This window comes from Bradyrhizobium sp. Arg237L, from assembly GCF_029990105.1.
In the GTDB taxonomy this organism is placed as follows: Bacteria; Pseudomonadota; Alphaproteobacteria; order Rhizobiales; family Xanthobacteraceae; genus Bradyrhizobium.
The window spans coordinates 1-17,158 of the sequence record NZ_JAQMIL010000096.1; the positions used below are offsets into that span (position 1 = coordinate 1).

Genomic DNA, 17,158 nt, shown 5'->3' on the forward strand with positions numbered 1-17,158 from the left:
TGCTTTTTGTTGCACGGGACCCATGGGTGCAACCGGCACCCGGCTTTCCCTGCGCCCTCTGCTGATTGAGGGTGGAAAGTGATGTAAAGCTCGGGCGCATCACGCCGCGAGAATGTGGACTCATATCCTCAACAACTCCACCGTCATGTCCGCGAAGGCGGGCATCCAGTATCCGGCGGCCTTTCGGCTCAAGCACTGCCGCCTCTGGAATACTGGATCGTCCGGTCAAGCCGGACGATGACAGCGGAGAGCTGTTTGAAATTCGAATCCGAATCTCATCCCCTCACCCTGAGGAGCTTGCGCAGCAAGCGTCTCGAAGGGCGAGGCCACAGGCGGGGCCTCATCCTTCGAGACGCGGCGAAGAGGCCGCTCCTCAGGATGAGGGTCTAGCAGCACCCACCAACCCTCTCACGACAGCTTGCGCTTGCTGCGCAGGCGCAGCCGCTCTTCGGCCTCGAGCTTCGCCATGCCCAAGAGATGGCTCAAGACCTCCAGGCGGTGGCGCTCCGCGAGTTTCACCAACTCGGTAACAGTCTCCGCAATGAAGGCCGCAGCCTCGTCAGGGCCGCCCTCCTCGCCGGTCTCATCCAGTTGCGATCGCTTTTCCCGACCGGAAGCCGAGCGCTTCCGGCGGCCTCCCGCCCTAGCCAAAAATTTTTTCCAAAGGCACCATTTTGGATCAAGGATAGGCCCTTTTCGGCCGCAACTCTAGGACGCATTCTGCAACTTCCTAGATATTAAGTCGTAGACCCGCTCCACCCTCTCAATATCCTTCGATTTGACAGGGGGCCCCTCAACACCCATGTTCGCCCCGACAGAGCGGATCGCGAGTCTCGCGGAGCTCGCTTTCAGTTCCTCCCCTAAGCTATTGGAATGACATGAATATCGTCATTGTGGAGTCGCCGGCCAAAGCCAAGACTATCAACAAATATCTGGGCTCCTCCTACGAGGTCCTGGCCTCGTTCGGCCATGTCCGCGACCTCCCCGCCAAGAACGGATCGGTCGATCCGGACGCCAATTTCCAGATGATCTGGGAGGTCGATCCCAAGGCTGCCGGCCGACTCAACGACATCGCCAAGGCGCTGAAAGGTGCCGACCGCCTGATTCTCGCGACCGACCCTGATCGCGAGGGCGAGGCGATCTCCTGGCACGTGCTGGAGGTGTTGAAGGAGAAGCGCGCGCTGAAGGATCAGAAGATCGAGCGCGTGGTGTTCAACGCCATCACCAAGCAGGCGGTCTCGGAAGCGATGAAGGCGCCGCGCCAGATCGATGGCGCGCTGGTCGACGCCTACATGGCGCGCCGCGCTCTCGACTATCTCGTCGGCTTCACCCTCTCCCCTGTGCTCTGGCGTAAATTGCCGGGCGCGCGTTCCGCCGGCCGGGTGCAGTCGGTGGCGCTGCGGCTGGTCTGCGACCGCGAGCTCGAGATCGAGAAATTCGTGCCGAGGGAATATTGGTCGCTGGTCGCGACGCTTCTGACCCCGCGCGGCGAAGCCTTCGAGGCACGGCTCGTCGGCGCCGATGGCAAGAAGATCGCGCGGCTCGACATCGGCTCGGGCGCGGAAGCCGAAGATTTTCGTAAAGCCATCGAAGCCGCGCTGTTCAAGGTCGCGACTGTCGAGGCAAAGCCCGCGCGGCGCAATCCGCAGGCGCCCTTCACCACCTCGACGCTGCAGCAGGAGGCCAGCCGCAAGCTCGGCTTCGCGCCGGCCCACACCATGCGCATCGCGCAGCGGCTCTATGAAGGCATCGACATCGGCGGCGAGACCACCGGCCTCATCACCTATATGCGTACCGACGGCGTGCAGATCGATCCGTCCGCGATCACCCAGGCGCGCAAGGTGATCGGCGAGGACTTCGGCAACGCCTACGTGCCCGATGCCCCGCGCCAGTACCAGGCCAAGGCCAAGAACGCACAGGAAGCGCACGAAGCGATCCGCCCGACCGATCTCTCGCGCCGGCCCAACGACCTCCGCCGGCGCCTGGATAACGATCAGGCTCGGCTCTACGAATTGATCTGGACCCGCACCATCGCGAGCCAGATGGAATCGGCGGAACTGGAGCGCACCACCGTCGACATCGAAGCCAAGGCCGGCTCGCGCGTGCTGGAATTGCGCGCCACTGGCCAGGTCATCAAGTTCGACGGCTTCCTCGCACTCTACCAGGAAGGCCGCGACGACGAGGAAGACGAAGACTCCCGCCGCCTCCCCTCGATGAGCGCGGGCGAGCCGCTGAAGCGGCAGGATCTTGCCGTCACCCAGCATTTCACCGAGCCGCCGCCGCGCTTCTCGGAAGCGTCGCTGGTCAAGCGCATGGAAGAACTCGGCATCGGCCGGCCCTCAACCTATGCCTCGATCCTGCAGGTGCTGAAGGACCGCGGTTATGTGAAGCTCGAGAAGCGGCGCCTGTACGGCGAGGACAAGGGGCGCGTCGTGATCGCGTTCCTGGAGAACTTCTTCCGCCGCTATGTCGAATACGACTTCACCGCCGATCTCGAGGAACAGCTCGACCGCATCTCGAACAATGAGATTTCCTGGCAGCAGGTGCTGAAGGATTTCTGGCGCAACTTCATCGGCGCGGTCAACGACATCAAGGATTTGCGCGTCGCCGAGGTGCTCGACGTGCTCGATGAGATGCTGGGTCCGCACATCTATCCGCCACGCGCGGATGGCGGCGATCCCCGGCAGTGTCCGACCTGCGGCACCGGCCGGCTGAACCTCAAGGCCGGCAAGTTCGGCGCCTTCATCGGTTGCTCGAACTATCCGGAATGCCGCTACACAAGGCCGCTCGCCGCCGATTCCGAGGCCGCCGCCGACCGCGTTCTCGGCCAGGATCCGGACACTGGCTTCGACGTCACCGTGAAGGCGGGCAGGTTCGGCCCTTATATCCAGCTCGGCGAGCAGAAGGATTATGCCGAAGGCGAGAAGCCGAAGCGCGCCGGCATTCCGAAGGGCACCTCGCCCAACGACGTCGATCTCGAGCTCGCGTTAAAACTTTTGTCGCTGCCGCGTGAGATCGGAAAGCATCCGGAGACGGGTGAGCCGATCACCGCCGGCATCGGCCGCTTCGGTCCGTTCGTGAAGCACGAGAAGACCTACGCCTCGCTGGAAGCCGGCGACGAAGTCTTCGACATCGGCCTCAACCGTGCGGTGACGCTGATCGCCGAGAAGATCGCGAAAGGTCCGAGCGGCCGGCGCTTCGGCGCCGATCCCGGAAAACCGCTCGGCGATCATCCGGCGCTTGGCGCGGTCGCACTGAAGAACGGCCGCTATGGCGCCTACGTTACCGCTGGTGGCGTCAACGCGACGATCCCGAGCGACAAGACGCCCGACGAGGTGACGCTTGCGGACGCGATCGCGCTGATCGACGAGCGCGCAGCCAAGGGCGGCGGCAAGGTGAAGGCGAAGAAAGCCAAGGCGGCGAAGCCGGCGAAGGCTGACGGCGAAGCCGGGGCAAAGCCAGCCAAGAAGGCAGCGGTTAAGAAGGCCGCAAGCAAGCCGAAATCGGATGCCGCCAGCAAGGCGCGCGAGCCGGTGAAGGCAGCGAAGACATCAGCGGCAAAACCTGCCGCAACATCGAAAACGCCCGCGAAGAAAAGCGCGGGCAAGGCTCGAGGGTAAGTGAAACAAAAGCATGACCATGGCTTTCCGGCCCGGGACGCCATTGTCGCCTTTATCCGATCCAATCCCGGAAAAGTCGGCACGCGGGAGATCGCGCGCGAATTCGGGTTGAAGAACGCCGATCGCGTCGAGCTGAAGCGCATGCTGCGCGAGCTCGCCGACGACGGCACCATCGCCAAGCGCGGCCGCAAGATTCACGAGCCGGCCGCGCTGCCGCCGACGGTCATGGCCGACGTCACCGGCCGCGATGCCGACGGCGAGCTGATTGCGACGCCCACCGAGTGGGATACGGAAGAGAACGGCACCGCGCCGAAAATCCGCATCGTCACACCGCGCCATCAGAAACGCGGCACCACCGCCGGCGTCGGCGACCGCGCGCTGCTCCGCATCGAGATGACGGATGAAGCCGACGGCACGCCCTATCGCGGCCGCATCATCAAGGTCATCGACCACGCCAGGACCCGCGTGCTTGGCATCTTCCGCGCGCTGCCAGAGGGCGGCGGCCGGCTGGTGCCGGTGGACAAGAAGCAGGCCGGGCGCGAACTCAACATCGCCCAGGCCGACGCCGCCGGCGCGAAAGATGGCGATCTCGTCAGCGTCGATCTCGTCCGCAGCCGTGGCTTCGGCCTCGCGTCGGGCAAGGTGAAGGAGCGGCTCGGCTCGATCGCGAGCGAAAAGGCGATCAGCCTGATCGCGATCCACGCCCATGAGATCCCGCAGGAATTTTCGCGTGGCGCCTTGCGCGAAGCGGTAGAAGCAAAGCCTGCGACGCTGCAGGGGCGCGAGGACTGGCGCGACGTCCCCCTCGTCACCATCGATCCGCCGGACGCAAAGGATCATGACGACGCGGTCCATGCCGAAGCCGATCCCGATCCGCACAACAAGGGCGGCTACGTCATCCACGTCGCCATCGCCGACGTCGCCTATTATGTGCGTCCGGGTTCGGCGCTCGATCATGATGCGCTGATCCGCGGCAATTCGGTCTACTTCCCGGACCGAGTGGTGCCGATGCTGCCTGAGCGCATCTCCAACAATCTCTGCTCGCTGGTGCCGGGCGAGCCGCGCGGCGCACTCGCGGTGCGTCTGGTGATCGGCGCCGATGGCCGCAAGCGCTCGCATACGTTCCACCGCGTGCTGATGCGCTCGGCCGCCAAGCTGCATTACGCGCAGGCGCAGGCGGCGATCGACGGCCGGCCGGACGACGTCACCGGCCCCCTGCTCGATCCGATCCTGGGGCCACTCTGGACCGCCTACAGGCTCGTGAAGCTGGCGCGCGACGAGCGCGATCCGCTCGACCTCGATCTGCCCGAGCGCAAGATCCTCTTGAAGGCGGACGGTACGGTCGACCGCGTCATCGTCCCCGAACGTCTCGACGCGCACAAATTGATCGAGGAGTTCATGATCCTCGCCAACGTCGCCGCGGCCGAGACACTCGAGAAGAAGGGCCTGCCGCTGATCTATCGCGTGCATGATGAGCCGACGCAGGAAAAGGTTTACAACCTCCAGGAATTCCTCAAGACGCTCGATCTGCCCTTCACAAAGGCCGGCGCGCTGCGGCCGTCCGTGTTCAACAGCGTGCTGGCGCAGGTCGAAGGCGAGGATTACGAGACGCTGGTCAACGAGGTGGTGCTGCGCTCGCAGGCGCAAGCCGAATATTCCGCCGAGAATTACGGCCATTTCGGCCTGAACCTCAGGCGATACGCGCATTTCACCTCGCCGATCCGCCGCTACGCGGACCTGATCGTGCACCGTGCGCTGATCCGCGCCCTTGGGCTCGGCGATGGCGCCCTGCCCGACAGCGAAACGCCGGAGACGCTTGCCGAGATCGCCGCCGAGATTTCGATGACGGAGCGGCGCGCGATGAAGGCCGAGCGCGAGACCGCCGACCGGCTGATCGCGCATTATCTTGCCGACCGCGTCGGCGCGAGCTTTCAGGGTCGCATTTCCGGCGTCACCCGCTCCGGACTGTTCGTCAAGCTGGATGACACCGGCGCCGACGGCTTGATCCCGATCCGGACGCTTGGCACCGAATATTACGACTATGATGAGACACGGCATGCCTTGATCGGCTCCCGCAGCGGTGCCATGCATCGATTGGGTGACGTGGTCGACGTGCGTCTGGTAGAAGCTGCTCCGATCGCAGGCGCCTTGCGCTTTGAATTGCTGTCGGGCGGACAAGCCATTCCGCGCGGCAGAAAAAGCGAGGGCCGGCGCGAACGGAAGAAAGAAGTGCGTGGCGCGAAAGCGGGGCGCGCACCGAGCAAGAAGGATCGCAAGCCGGGCAAGCAGAAGTCCGGCAAATCGAAGCGAGGCAAGTCATGGAAACGCTGAAGCCCGCAACGACGGTGTGGACCCGCGACGCCGCGTCGATCGAGCGGCGGGACCTGTGGACGGCGTTGAAGCGCGGCTTTCGTTGCCGCTGTCCGCGCTGCGGCGAAGGCAAATTGTTTCGCGCCTTCCTCAAGGTCGACGGTCACTGCCCGGTCTGCGATCTGGATTTTTCGCATCATCGCGCCGACGACCTGCCGGCCTATCTCGTCATCGTCATCGTCGGCCACTTCGTGGTGCCGCTCGCGCTGTGGATCGAGACCAACTATTCACCGCCGATCTGGCTGCAGCTCTCGATCTATCTGCCGCTGACCCTGATCTTGTCGCTGCTGCTGTTGCAGCCGATCAAGGGCGCCGTCGTGGGTTTCCAGTGGGCGATGCGGATGCACGGCTTCGATGAGAACGCGCCGGACGATATTCCGCCGGTCTGACGAAACCAGATTCAAGAATGACAAAAAATGGGGATGGAATGACTGAAGTAGCGACCGCGATCAAGCAAGTCGAGGAAGGGAAAGAGGCCGATCATCATCCGTATTTCCGGCCCAAGGATGCCGCGACGCTGATCCTAATCGATCGCTCCAGCGCGAGGCCGAAGGTGCTGGTCGGCAAGCGCCACGACAAGGTCGTGTTCATGCCCGGCAAATATGTCTTTCCCGGCGGCCGGGTCGACAAGGCCGACAACCGCGTGCCAGTCGCCGCTCCAATCAGCAATGAACTTGAGGCCAACCTGCTCAAGGGCAGCCCGAAGATCACGCCCGGCCGAGCTCGCGCGCTGGCCAATGCGGCGATCCGCGAGGCCTGCGAAGAGACAGGTCTGTGCCTCGGCCGCAAGGTCGAGAAGCCTGGCAAGCTCGATGGTCCGTGGACGCCGTTTGCCGATGCCGGCCTATTGCCCGATCCCTCCGGCCTGTTCCTGATCGCGCGCGCGATCACTCCGCCCGGCCGTGTCCGCCGCTTCGACACGCGCTTCTTCACGGCGGATGCCTCCGCCATCGCCCACCGCGTCGAGGGCGTGGTGCATGCCGATGCGGAATTGGTCGAGCTGGTCTGGGTCGAGATCGGCTCCGAGCCATTGGCGGATGCGCATGCCATGACCAAGAACGTGCTGGCCGAGCTCGACCGCCGGCTCGCCACCGGTCCGCTCAGCCACGACGCGCCGGTGCCGTTCTTCCATTTCTACGGTGGCAGGATGCAGAAGGACATTTTGGGCGCGTGACAGGCATGTCGCGAAAGTGTGCAAAAACAAAATAATCTTCCCGGTGGCGCCGTCCCGCTTCGTGCCTATCTGGTTTTGAGCGACCCACACGGAAACGGGGCAAATGGCACAGCGTCAACTCAAGCTCGGCGCGTTCATGCGGCCGATCAGCATCCACACCGGCGCATGGCGCTATCCTGGCGCCTGGCCGGACGCCAATTTCAACTTTTCCCATATCAAGCAGCTCGCCCAGAAGCTGGAAGCCGGCAAGTTCGACGCCTTCTTCATGGCGGACCATTTGGCCGTGCTGAACATGCCGATCAATGCGCTGAAGCGCAGCCACACCGTGACCTCGTTCGAGCCGTTCACGCTGCTGTCGGCGCTCGCGACGGTCACAGAGAATATCGGCCTGGTCGCGACCGGCTCGACCACGTTCGACGAGCCCTATCACGTCGCCCGCCGCTTTGCCTCGCTTGACCATATCAGCGGCGGCCGTGCGGGCTGGAATATCGTCACCACCTCCAATCCGGATGCGGCGCTCAATTTCGGGCTCGACGACCATATGGAGCACGCCGAACGCTATCGCCGCGCGCGGGAGTTCTACGACGTCGTCACCGGTCTCTGGGATTCCTTTGCCGATGACGCCTTCGTGCGCGACGTCGAATCCGGGCTGTTCTTCGATCCAGAGAAGATGCATGTGCTCAATCATGAGGGAAAATACCTGAAGGTGCGCGGTCCCCTGAACATCGCACGCCCGGTGCAGGGCTGGCCGGTGATCGTGCAGGCCGGCGCCTCGGAGGACGGCAGGCAGCTCGCCGCGGAGACGGCGGAAGCGGTGTTCACCGGTGGCGGCAGCCTCAGCGACGGGCAGAAGCTTTACGCCGACATCAAGGGCCGCATGGACAAGCTCGGCCGCGACCGCGAGCATTTGAAGATCCTGCCTGGCGCCTTCGTCGTGGTCGGCGACAGCCTCGAGGAGGCCAAGGAGAAGCGCGCGTTGCTCGACAGCCGGGTGCATTACGACAGCGCGATCGCATCGCTCTCGGTGATTCTGGGCACCGATGCGTCCGGCTTCGATCCGGACGGGCCGTTGCCGCCGATCCCGGAAACCAATGCCAGCAAGAGCGGACGCCAGCGCTTGGTCGACGTCGCCGCGCGCGACAAACTCACCGTGCGCCAGCTCGCACAGCGCGTCGGCGGCTATGGCGGGCTGGCCTTCGTCGGCACACCAAAACTGATCGCTGACCAGATGGAGGAATGGCTGACGAGCTATGCTTCCGACGGCTTCAACATCATGTTCCCGTACCTACCGGGCGGGCTCTACGATTTCGTCGACAAGGTGGTCCCGGAACTGCAGAAGCGCGGGATTTTCCGCAAGGAGTACGAAGGCAAGACGCTGCGGGAGAATTTGGGCCTGCCGCGGCCGAAAAACCGGTTTTTCGCGCACTGATCCGCCCGAATTGGGCCGGTTTGGGTCTGGAAAACCTTGACTTTGGGCCGATTCTGACTAGTTTGCCGGCCAAACGCGGGCCGCTTGGCCGGCTCCAGATACCCCATTATTTTCCTGAGGTTTTGACATGGCCAAGGCGGTCACCATCAAGGTCAAGCTCGTGTCGTCCGCCGACACCGGCTACTACTACGTCGCCAAGAAGAATTCGCGCACCATGACCGACAAGCTGGTCAAGAAGAAGTACGATCCGGTTGCGCGCAAGCACGTCGAATTCCGCGAAGCCAAGATCAAGTAAGATCGCGGGACACTACCCACTCGAACGGGGCCTCGCGGCCCCGTTTTTATTTTGTGGCCCGAGGACTTAGGGCTCACATGATCGCGACCTTGAACGAAGGAAATGCTGGCGGCTACTCGGTCGCATACGGCCGCGAGGACATCTACTTTCCCGTCTACATCACTGCCGCCCTCGCCGCGATCTTCTTCACAGCCGCCTGGATCACCGGCGCGGTTTACTGGCTGGCGCTCGCGGTAACGGCGGCCGGCTTTACCTACTACAACATCCCGTTGCTGGAGACCGGGCGCCCGACCATCGGCGCCAATCAGTACGGCATCTTCATCCAGGCTTTCGGCTTGATCCGCTGGCGCGCCATCGAACGCATCGACCTCGTTCAAATCGCCGAGCGCGCGATGACCGTTCATGAATTGCAGATTGCGCTCAGCATGCCCCTCAGCGGCGCGCTCGTGGCCGACTGGCGCAAGCAGCCGGCTTATCGCCGCTTGATGCGGCTGCCATGGCGCATGGACCACCGCGGCGTGGTGTGCGTCAACCTGGAGCCATTCGACCGGACGCCCGATGAGATCCATCGGACGTTCCTCAGAATGTGGCGTTACTATCGGAGCTAGTGCACCACTTCGCCATGCAGCGCGAGGTCGAGGCCATCGCGCTCGGCGTCCTCGTGCACGCGGAGGCCGACGAACACCTTGACCGCGGCGAGGATGATCAGGCTGACGACGGCATCGTAGACGATCACAGTGGCAACACCGACGCACTGGTTGAAGAACTGACCAGCGTTGCCCTCCAGAACGCCCGGCGTCCCCCCGTATTGCTCGACCGCAAACACGCCGGTGAGCAGTGCGCCGACGATGCCGCCAATCGCATGCACGCCAAAGCAATCCAGTGCGTCGTCATAGTGGAACGCGCGCTTCAAGCCGGTGCACCCCCAATAGCAGAAGACACCGGCGCCGATTCCGATGGCGAAGGCACCGATCGGCGCCACGAAACCGGAAGCCGGCGTGATGGCAACAAGGCCGGCGACCGCGCCCGAGCAGATCCCGACGACGGTCGGCTTGCCCTTGAGCGTCCATTCCACCAGCATCCAGGTGAAAGCAGCAACCGCCGTGGCGATCTGCGTCACCAGCATCGCCATGCCAGCCTGCATCCCTGCCGTGACGGCGGAGCCGGCGTTGAAACCGAACCAGCCAACCCACAGCAGAGAGGCGCCGACAAAGGTCAGCACCATGTTATGGGCAGGCCCCGTCTCCTTTCGCTTGCCGAGCATGATGGCGCACATCAGACCTGCCACGCCGGCATTGATGTGCACGACGGTACCTCCGGCGAAATCGAGCACCTTCACCCATGCGTTCTCGTTGGCAGCGGCGAAGACTCCGTCGGGCCCCCAGACCCAGTGCGCAACCGGCGCATAGACCAGGATCGCCCACAGCCCGATGAACCAGAGCATGGCCGAGAATTTCATGCGCTCGGCAAATGCGCCGGCAATCAGCGCGGGCGTAATGATCGCAAATGTCATCTGAAAGCAGATGTACACGGCCTCGGGGATGGTCGGAGCAAGCGGATTGGGATTGCCAATTCCGCCCTTGCCGATGTCGCTCAGGATGTCCTTGAGAAACATGCGATCGAGGCCACCGACAAAGGGCGTGCCAGTACGAAAAGCCATACTGTAAGTCAGGATGGCGAACAGAATGGTGACGAGGCAGGTGACCGCGAAACTAGTCATCACGGTGTCGCCGACATTCTTCTTGCGCACCATGCCGCCATAGAACAGGCCGAGGCCCGGGATCGTCATCATCAAGACGAGCGCGACGGAAGTGAGCATCCACGCCGTGTCGCCGGAGTTCGGCGTGCACTTTTCAAGGACCTTGCCGCCACAAGCCGGCGGCGCCGCGTCCTGGGCAAACGCAATGTCGCCCAGTGCGAGACTGAGGAGCGCAATTCCCAAGAAAGTCGCCAGGAAAGCAGCCGCGAATTTCACGAGCCTTTGGCTCGCAGATGTTCTTGCGTGCATCATCTTCCTCCCGTGGCAAGAGAAGTCAGCGAAAGGCTTAAGGAGAGGCTTGCCGCGCCGGCAATGCTCGCGGCTTGCTGCTCGACGGACGTCACCAAATGCCTGGCGTCGCCCGCTCGTCCAGTTCTCGCAGTGTTTTGGAGCGCCGCAATTGGCCCGCAGTGCTTGCCCAGAATTGGCAATGTACCCCCGACCTTGGGCACAAAGCTTAGGGAGCTCGGCGCCGCGGCAAGGCCGTCGAGCTTCGATGGCTGGAGATTGGCGGCGACTAGGCTCATGGCCTGCCAGCCTCTATCAGGGACGCCAAAGTCGGAAGACGCCCGTGCCGGTCTCCGACTCCCAATTCTTAGCCAGAATCAATCAAGTTTCGTGCCACCAACCATGCAGAGAAAACCTGTTGAATCAACATCGTCTCTAGTTCACCAACGCGTGAACTGGCTTGGCTACTGCCGATTTTGAAAGCACCTCACTGACTATAATTTAATCAGCCACGATTGCCGTCCGCGTGGGGCAGCAGTCCTCGGCGGAAAATTAGCCGCCGGCGCGGACCTTACGCCGCCTTCAATAGCGGCGGCTGTGAGGGCCGCATCAGCGCGAACGCCACCTGGATGATGCCGCCGGCGAGCCCAAGCGCGACGCCGATGCGCCAGGCCATGGTGTAGGAGCCGAGCGCGTCGTACAGCAGCCCTCCCCCATAGGCGCCGAGGAAGCTGCCGATCTGGTGGCTCATGAAGGCAAGTCCCTGGATCATCGCCTGCCAGCGCAGCCCGAACATCTCCGCCACTGCGCCCGCGACCAGCGGACCGACGCCCATCCACAGGAAGCCCATGATGGCGCCGAACAGCAGCGTGGAGGCGGGCGTCGCCGGCAGCATGAAATACCAGGCGAGCGCCAGCGAGCGCAGGATGTAGATCATGCCCAGCAGCGCAAGCTTGTTCCAGCGCTGGCCGGCCCAGCCGAAGAAGAGAGAGCCGAGTACGTTAAAACCGCCAATCATGCCGAGCGTCTGCGCGCTCAGCATTGGATCGAGGCCGCAGATCGCGAGATAGGACGGCAGATGCGTGGTGAGGAAGACGAGCTGCATGCCGCAAACGAGATAGGCGCAAGTCATCACCACAAAGGAAGCATTACCGAACGCCGCTCGCGCGGCGATGGCTGCGGTGGCCTCGCCGATGTCTTCGGATGACGTCGGCTTGGGCAGCGGAACCTGGTCGATCCGACCCGCGTACCAGGCGGCAGGGATCATCGCGAGCGCCAGCACCACGAAGCCGATCAAACCGACACGCCAGCCGAAACCCTCATTGAGGAGCTGTCCGATCGGAGCCGACAGCAGGGCGCCGAGCGATCCGGCACCGGAGACAATGCCAAGCACGGTTGAGCGCACCGTCTCCGGCACCGCGCGGGCTGCGACCGACATCGCGATCGCGGCTGCCGTGCACGCAAGCGAGGTACCGATCAGGACCCCACCGCCGATCATGATGCTGATGACGCCGTGCGCGCCCGCCATGAACCCAAGGCCCGCGATATAGAGCAGCGAACCAACCACCATGATCGGGCGAAAGCCGTACCGCACCGTCATGGCGCCGGCGAGCGGTTGCAGGAAGCCCCAGGCGAGGTTCTGCACCGCCAGCGCCAGCGTGAAGTCGGACACCGAAATCCTGATGTCATGCGTCAGCGGCTGCATGAAGATGCCGAGGCTCTGCCGCAGGCCCATGCTCAGCGTGAGCATGATCGAGGCGCCGATCAGGATCGGCAGCGTGGGACGCAGGATTTGCAGCAAGGGCATTGTTTTTGTTCTCCCTATCGATGGCGGCGCAGCAAAGCCGACCTGCGATTCACGCAATTTTTAATTACACAGACCTGTGTAACTTGGCTATAAGAGGGAGGTGCTGTCAAGCGAGTGAGATACGGAGCCGTTGCATGGCTTCTCCGCACCAGAAACAGACGATGAAGGACCGGATCCTTCAGACGGCTGACCGGTTGTTCTACCTGAAGGGCATTCGTGCCATCGGCGTCGACACGATTTCCGCCGAGATCGGCATCAGCAAGCGCACGCTCTACAACCACTTTCCGTCCAAGGACGCGCTGATCGCGGCCTATCTGGAGCATCGCTTCGTGCAGCCGAAGCCGTCGGACAAGTCACCGGTCGAGCAGATCCTCGGCACCTTCGATGCGCTGGAGCGTCGTTTCGGCGCCAAGGATTTTCGCGGCTGTCCCTTCGTCAATGCGGTCGCCGAACTCGGTGGCGAAGACAAGTCGGTGAAGGAAATCGCCATCGCTTTCAAGGAAAGCCGCCGGCTGTGGTTTCGCGATCGATTGGTCAAGCTGGGCGTTGCCGATCCGGAGGGACTGGCGACCCAACTGCAATTGCTGGTCGATGGCTCGATCGCACAGGATCTCGTCCGCGACGACCCCGCGATGGCGCGTGCCGCGAAAGATGCTGCACGAGTACTGCTGGAGAATGCTGGGGTAAAGGTCAGTAGCCCGGATGGAGCGGAGCGAAATCCGGGGAGGCTACGCGAGGATTGAGACGAAACCCGGATTGCGCTTCGCTTCATCCGGGCTACGCAACTGCGTGCAGGCTATGCCGCTGCAGAGACGACTCTATTTCGGCCATCGTGCTTGGCGCGGTAGAGCGCGTTGTCGGCACGCTTGAGCACGTCGGAGACCGACTCGCCCTTGCGCTCCAGCGTGGTGAGGCCGATCGAGATCGTGACCTCGATGCGGTTGGCGCCCTTGTTGATGGCGAAGGATTCACCGGCGATCGAGCGGCGCAGGCGTTCGGCGACCATGCTGGCGACGTGAAGGTCGGTTTCCGGCATCACGATCACGAATTCCTCGCCGCCATAGCGGCACGCGAGATCAATGCCGCGGATCGATTTGCGGATCCGTGTCGCGAAGTCGCGCAGGACGTCGTCGCCGGCGTCATGACCATAGGTGTCGTTGATCGCCTTGAAGTAATCGATGTCGAGGATCATCAGCGCCAGCGGCTTGCCGCGGGCCGAGGCCTGTTCACCAAGCGTCGCCAGATGGCTCTCCATGTAGCGGCGGTTATGCAGCCCGGTCAGCGCGTCCGTGATCGCCATCTCGATCGAGTTCTGCACATTGTCGCGCAGATGATCGGTATAGCGCCGGCGACGGATTTGGGTGCGCGCCCGCGCCAGCAGTTCGTTCTTGTCGATCGGCCGCAGCAGGTAATCGTTGACGCCGATCTCAAGCCCGCGCAGCAGCCGCGCATTGTTGTCGGCATCCGAGATGGCGAGGATCGGCAATTGGCGGGTGCGCTCCAGCGAACGTGCCTGGCTGCAGAGCCGCAGGCCGTCGTAATTGTCGAGGCTGAGCGAGACGATGAGCAGGTCGTAATTGCCCTCGGCGGCATTGAACAGCGCTTCGGCCGGGTTGGTCTCGACATCGACCGTATGCTCAGCGGACAGCATCGGCGCGAGCCGTTCGTAGGACGACGGCCGGTCGTCGACCAGAAGGATGCGGCCGCCAAGCCCCTTGTCGGCAATCGCGCTGCGTTCGGGCGCCTGCATGCCGATCTCGAGCGAAGTGATCGCGCGCATGCGCAATTCATCGGTCATCATCTTCAGTCGTGTCAGCGAGCGCACGCGTGCGATCAGCACGACGTCGGACACAGGTTTGGTCAGGAAGTCGTCGGCGCCGGCTTCCAGCCCGCGCACGCGGTCGGCGGGGCTGTCGAGCGCGGTGACGATGACGACCGGAATGAAGTGCGTGGCCGGGTTGGACTTGAGGCGACGGCATACCTCGAAGCCGTCCATATCAGGCATCATGACGTCGAGCAGGATGATGTCGCATTCAGCCCGGGCGCAGATCTGCAGAGCCTCAGTGCCGTTGGAAGCGGTCAGCACGTCGAAATATTCGGCCGACAATCGTGCTTCCAACAACTTGACGTTCGCGGGAACGTCATCGACCACGAGGATACGCGCAGACATCGAAACCCTACTCCCCTACCCGATAAAGCGTCGGACAGTCTCAATAAATTTGCCGACCGAAATTGGTTTGGACAAATAGGCCTCGCATCCGCCCTCACGGATGCGTTCCTCATCGCCCTTCATCGCGAACGCCGTGACCGCGACCACCGGGATCTTGCGCAGATCGGGATCGTCCTTGATCCAGCGCGTGACTTCGAGCCCGGAGACCTGCGGAAGCTGGATGTCCATCAGGATCAGGTCGGGATGCAGCTTGCGGACGAGATCGAGCGCCTCGAAGCCATTGCTTGTGCCGGAGGTCTGATAACCGTGCGCCTCCAGCAGGTCGCGAAAGAGCTTCATATTGAGCTCGTTGTCCTCCACGATCAGGACGGTCTTGGCCATCCCGTCCCTCCAAAGCCGTAGGAAACAGTCCCTGATACGGTACGTCCGGTACCGCGGTCGAGCGCGTCGAAATGTAAATTCAAACTAGCGCCAGATTCGCTCAAACCCGTTAAGCCCGACCGCTATCTTGTGTGGCGTGGTTTCCACTTGCTTGAACAGGTCCGAAAGACTCGGGCATGATGCGTGTCATTAGAGAACATAAGTTAACGGAAAGGCAAACCGACCGTTGAAAAAGCCTGTTCAAAACCCCCGCGAAGTAGCTGAAATCGTTGCGGTTCAGGCGCTGGGTTTCATCGCCGGCGACCCCGAAAGGCTGGGCCTGTTCCTGGCCGAGACGGGAATCGGGCCCGAGACGCTCCGCTCCGCCGCCTCCGACCCAAAGTTCCTTAGCTCGGTGCTCGATTTCGTGATGCGGGACGATGCGACCGTGCAAGCGTTTGCGAAGGCTTCCGAGCTGCACCCGACCAACATTGCCGCGGCCCACCAGGTCCTGAACGATCCCAAATGGGAACGCGACGTGCCGTGAGCGCGGCGCTCACGAGCAACGGCCCCCGCTGCTTCTGCCGGGATTGCCTCGGCGACCTCGACTTCAAGGCAAGGCGCTGCAGCCATTGCGGCTCGCCGCGCCTGGTTCGCCATCACGCCCTGCCGCGGCTTGCGCTGGCGCATATCGATTGCGACGCCTTCTACGCCACGGTCGAGAAACGCGACAACCCTGATCTCGCCGACAAGCCCGTCATCATCGGCGGCGGCAAGCGCGGCGTGGTTTCGGCCGCCTGCTATGTCGCGCGGACCTTTGGCGTGCGCTCGGCCATGCCGATGTTCAGGGCGATCGAGCTTTGCCCGTCCGCGACCGTGATCCCACCGGATATGGCGAAATATGTCCGCGTCGGCCGCGAGGTGCGCCACGCGATGCAGGCGCTGACGCCTCTGGTCGAGCCCTTGTCGATCGACGAGGCCTTCCTCGATCTCTCCGGCACCGAGCGCGTCCACGGCATGATCCCGGCGAAGGTGCTGGCGGGCTTCGCCCGCGACGTCGAGCGCAATATCGGCATCACAGTGTCTGTCGGGCTGTCCTGCAACAAGTTCCTAGCCAAGATCGCCTCCGACCTCGATAAGCCGCGCGGCTTCGCCACGCTCGACCAGGACGAAGCGCGCGAGATGCTCGCGGACAAGCCTGTTGGTTTCATCTTCGGCGTCGGGCCTGCGACCCAGGAAAGGCTGATCCAGCGGGGCTATCGCACCATCGCCGACCTGCAGCGCGCCGACGAGAACGAGCTGATGAAGCAGTTCGCGAACGAGGGCCGTAGATTGTGGCGGCTCGCGCGCGGCATCGACGACCGTCGCGTGGTAGCCGATCGCGGCGCCAAGACGATCTCAAGCGAGACCACGTTCGAGAACGACATCCGCGATTTCGTCACGCTGGAAAGGCTGCTGTGGAGATTGTCCGAGAAGGTCTCGGCGCGGCTGAAGAACAGCGAGCTTGCAGGCTCCACCATCACGTTGAAGCTGAAGACCGCCGATTTCCGCCCGCGCACCCGCTCGCAATCGATCGCGGCGCCGACCCAGCTCGCCGGAAAGATCTTTGCGGTGTCGCGCGAGATGCTGGCGAAGGAGATCGACGGCACCGCCTTCCGCCTGATGGGTGTCGGCGTCAGCGCGCTGCGGCCGGGATCGGCGGCCGACGATACCGACATGCTCGACCGACGCTCCGCCCACGCCGAGCGCGCGATGGATGACCTGCGGAAGAAGTTCGGAAACGCGGTGGTGATTAGGGGAATTTCTTACAAGGGGCCGGCGAAGACGGAGTGACGTCGTCCGTCTTTCCGTTGTCATTGCCGGGCTTGACCCGGCAATCCATCCACTCCGAAAGGAATCTTCTGAAGGGTGATGGATGCGCGGGTCAAGCCCGCGCATGACGAGGT

Annotated in this window: 15 protein-coding genes; 10 read left to right on the forward strand and 5 right to left on the reverse strand. The window is 63.2% G+C overall.

Features of this window, described 5'->3' with window-relative positions; translation table 11 throughout:
• Positions 1-408: 408 nt before the first annotated feature.
• A complete protein-coding gene (locus OZ411_RS38325; protein ID WP_165421243.1) occupies positions 409-651 on the reverse strand; it encodes a hypothetical protein in 243 nt (80 codons plus the stop codon).
• Positions 652-878: 227 nt separating this feature from the next.
• On the opposite strand from OZ411_RS38325, the gene topA reads away from it, so the two are divergent.
• The 7 genes from topA (at position 879) to OZ411_RS38360 (ending at position 9,496) form a co-directional block, all read left to right on the forward strand.
• Positions 879-3,620, forward strand: a complete 2,742-nt coding sequence (topA, locus tag OZ411_RS38330; protein WP_282532098.1) for a type I DNA topoisomerase — start codon at positions 879-881, stop codon at positions 3,618-3,620.
• Entirely contained in the window at positions 3,621-5,951 is a 2,331-nt protein-coding gene (rnr, locus tag OZ411_RS38335) for a ribonuclease R (protein ID WP_282532099.1), read from the forward strand. It begins immediately after the preceding gene.
• Positions 5,939-6,379 carry a DUF983 domain-containing protein gene (locus OZ411_RS38340; RefSeq protein ID WP_130580390.1) on the forward strand — a complete coding sequence of 147 codons (441 nt, stop codon included), beginning with the start codon at positions 5,939-5,941 and terminating at the stop codon, positions 6,377-6,379. The genes rnr and OZ411_RS38340 overlap by 13 nt, the downstream gene beginning before the upstream one ends.
• 38 nt (positions 6,380-6,417) lie before the next feature.
• Positions 6,418-7,164, forward strand: a complete 747-nt coding sequence (locus tag OZ411_RS38345) for an NUDIX domain-containing protein (protein ID WP_282532100.1) — start codon at positions 6,418-6,420, stop codon at positions 7,162-7,164.
• Between the two features lie 103 nt (positions 7,165-7,267).
• Entirely contained in the window at positions 7,268-8,593 is a 1,326-nt protein-coding gene (locus tag OZ411_RS38350; RefSeq protein WP_282532101.1) for an LLM class flavin-dependent oxidoreductase, read from the forward strand.
• Between the two features lie 127 nt (positions 8,594-8,720).
• Entirely contained in the window at positions 8,721-8,888 is a 168-nt protein-coding gene (rpmG, locus tag OZ411_RS38355) for a 50S ribosomal protein L33 (protein WP_027581235.1), read from the forward strand.
• A gap of 77 nt (positions 8,889-8,965) precedes the next feature.
• Positions 8,966-9,496: a hypothetical protein gene (locus tag OZ411_RS38360; RefSeq protein WP_282532102.1), complete on the forward strand. Its 531-nt coding sequence runs from the start codon at positions 8,966-8,968 to the stop codon at positions 9,494-9,496.
• On the opposite strand, the gene OZ411_RS38365 is transcribed toward OZ411_RS38360, so the two are convergent.
• Positions 9,493-10,899 carry an ammonium transporter gene (locus tag OZ411_RS38365; protein WP_282532103.1) on the reverse strand — a complete coding sequence of 469 codons (1,407 nt, stop codon included), beginning with the start codon at positions 10,897-10,899 and terminating at the stop codon, positions 9,493-9,495. The two genes, OZ411_RS38360 and OZ411_RS38365, sit on opposite strands and share 4 nt — an antisense overlap.
• A gap of 547 nt (positions 10,900-11,446) precedes the next feature.
• Positions 11,447-12,682 (reverse strand): MFS transporter, encoded by a 1,236-nt coding sequence (locus tag OZ411_RS38370; RefSeq protein WP_130580384.1) that lies wholly within the window; start codon positions 12,680-12,682, stop codon positions 11,447-11,449.
• Between the two features lie 161 nt (positions 12,683-12,843).
• On the opposite strand from OZ411_RS38370, the gene OZ411_RS38375 reads away from it, so the two are divergent.
• Positions 12,844-13,425 (forward strand): TetR/AcrR family transcriptional regulator, encoded by a 582-nt coding sequence (locus OZ411_RS38375; protein ID WP_282532118.1) that lies wholly within the window; start codon positions 12,844-12,846, stop codon positions 13,423-13,425.
• A gap of 53 nt (positions 13,426-13,478) precedes the next feature.
• On the opposite strand, the gene OZ411_RS38380 is transcribed toward OZ411_RS38375, so the two are convergent.
• Entirely contained in the window at positions 13,479-14,852 is a 1,374-nt protein-coding gene (locus tag OZ411_RS38380; protein WP_282532104.1) for a PleD family two-component system response regulator, read from the reverse strand.
• Positions 14,853-14,867: 15 nt separating this feature from the next.
• Positions 14,868-15,233, reverse strand: a complete 366-nt coding sequence (locus OZ411_RS38385) for a response regulator (protein ID WP_027581229.1) — start codon at positions 15,231-15,233, stop codon at positions 14,868-14,870.
• Between the two features lie 226 nt (positions 15,234-15,459).
• On the opposite strand from OZ411_RS38385, the gene OZ411_RS38390 reads away from it, so the two are divergent.
• A complete protein-coding gene (locus OZ411_RS38390; RefSeq protein WP_028163956.1) occupies positions 15,460-15,759 on the forward strand; it encodes a DUF3572 domain-containing protein in 300 nt (99 codons plus the stop codon).
• Positions 15,738-17,045 carry a DNA polymerase IV gene (locus OZ411_RS38395; protein WP_282532105.1) on the forward strand — a complete coding sequence of 436 codons (1,308 nt, stop codon included), beginning with the start codon at positions 15,738-15,740 and terminating at the stop codon, positions 17,043-17,045. The genes OZ411_RS38390 and OZ411_RS38395 overlap by 22 nt, the downstream gene beginning before the upstream one ends.
• Positions 17,046-17,158 lie beyond the last annotated feature (113 nt).

Excerpts from the sequence above, each read along its gene's own strand:
- topA (WP_282532098.1), top strand. The coding sequence starts at position 879 with ATGAATATCGTCATTGTGGAGTCGCCGGCCAAAGCCAAGACTATCAAC.
- OZ411_RS38340 (WP_130580390.1), top strand. The coding sequence starts at position 5,939 with ATGGAAACGCTGAAGCCCGCAACGACGGTGTGGACCCGCGACGCCGCG.
- OZ411_RS38345 (WP_282532100.1), top strand. The coding sequence starts at position 6,418 with ATGACTGAAGTAGCGACCGCGATCAAGCAAGTCGAGGAAGGGAAAGAG.
- OZ411_RS38350 (WP_282532101.1), top strand. The coding sequence starts at position 7,268 with ATGGCACAGCGTCAACTCAAGCTCGGCGCGTTCATGCGGCCGATCAGC.
- rpmG (WP_027581235.1), top strand. The coding sequence starts at position 8,721 with ATGGCCAAGGCGGTCACCATCAAGGTCAAGCTCGTGTCGTCCGCCGAC.
- OZ411_RS38360 (WP_282532102.1), top strand. The coding sequence starts at position 8,966 with ATGATCGCGACCTTGAACGAAGGAAATGCTGGCGGCTACTCGGTCGCA.
- OZ411_RS38365 (WP_282532103.1), bottom strand. The coding sequence starts at position 10,899 with ATGATGCACGCAAGAACATCTGCGAGCCAAAGGCTCGTGAAATTCGCG.
- OZ411_RS38370 (WP_130580384.1), bottom strand. The coding sequence starts at position 12,682 with ATGCCCTTGCTGCAAATCCTGCGTCCCACGCTGCCGATCCTGATCGGC.
- OZ411_RS38375 (WP_282532118.1), top strand. The coding sequence starts at position 12,844 with ATGAAGGACCGGATCCTTCAGACGGCTGACCGGTTGTTCTACCTGAAG.
- OZ411_RS38380 (WP_282532104.1), bottom strand. The coding sequence starts at position 14,852 with ATGTCTGCGCGTATCCTCGTGGTCGATGACGTTCCCGCGAACGTCAAG.
- OZ411_RS38385 (WP_027581229.1), bottom strand. The coding sequence starts at position 15,233 with ATGGCCAAGACCGTCCTGATCGTGGAGGACAACGAGCTCAATATGAAG.
- OZ411_RS38395 (WP_282532105.1), top strand. The coding sequence starts at position 15,738 with ATGGGAACGCGACGTGCCGTGAGCGCGGCGCTCACGAGCAACGGCCCC.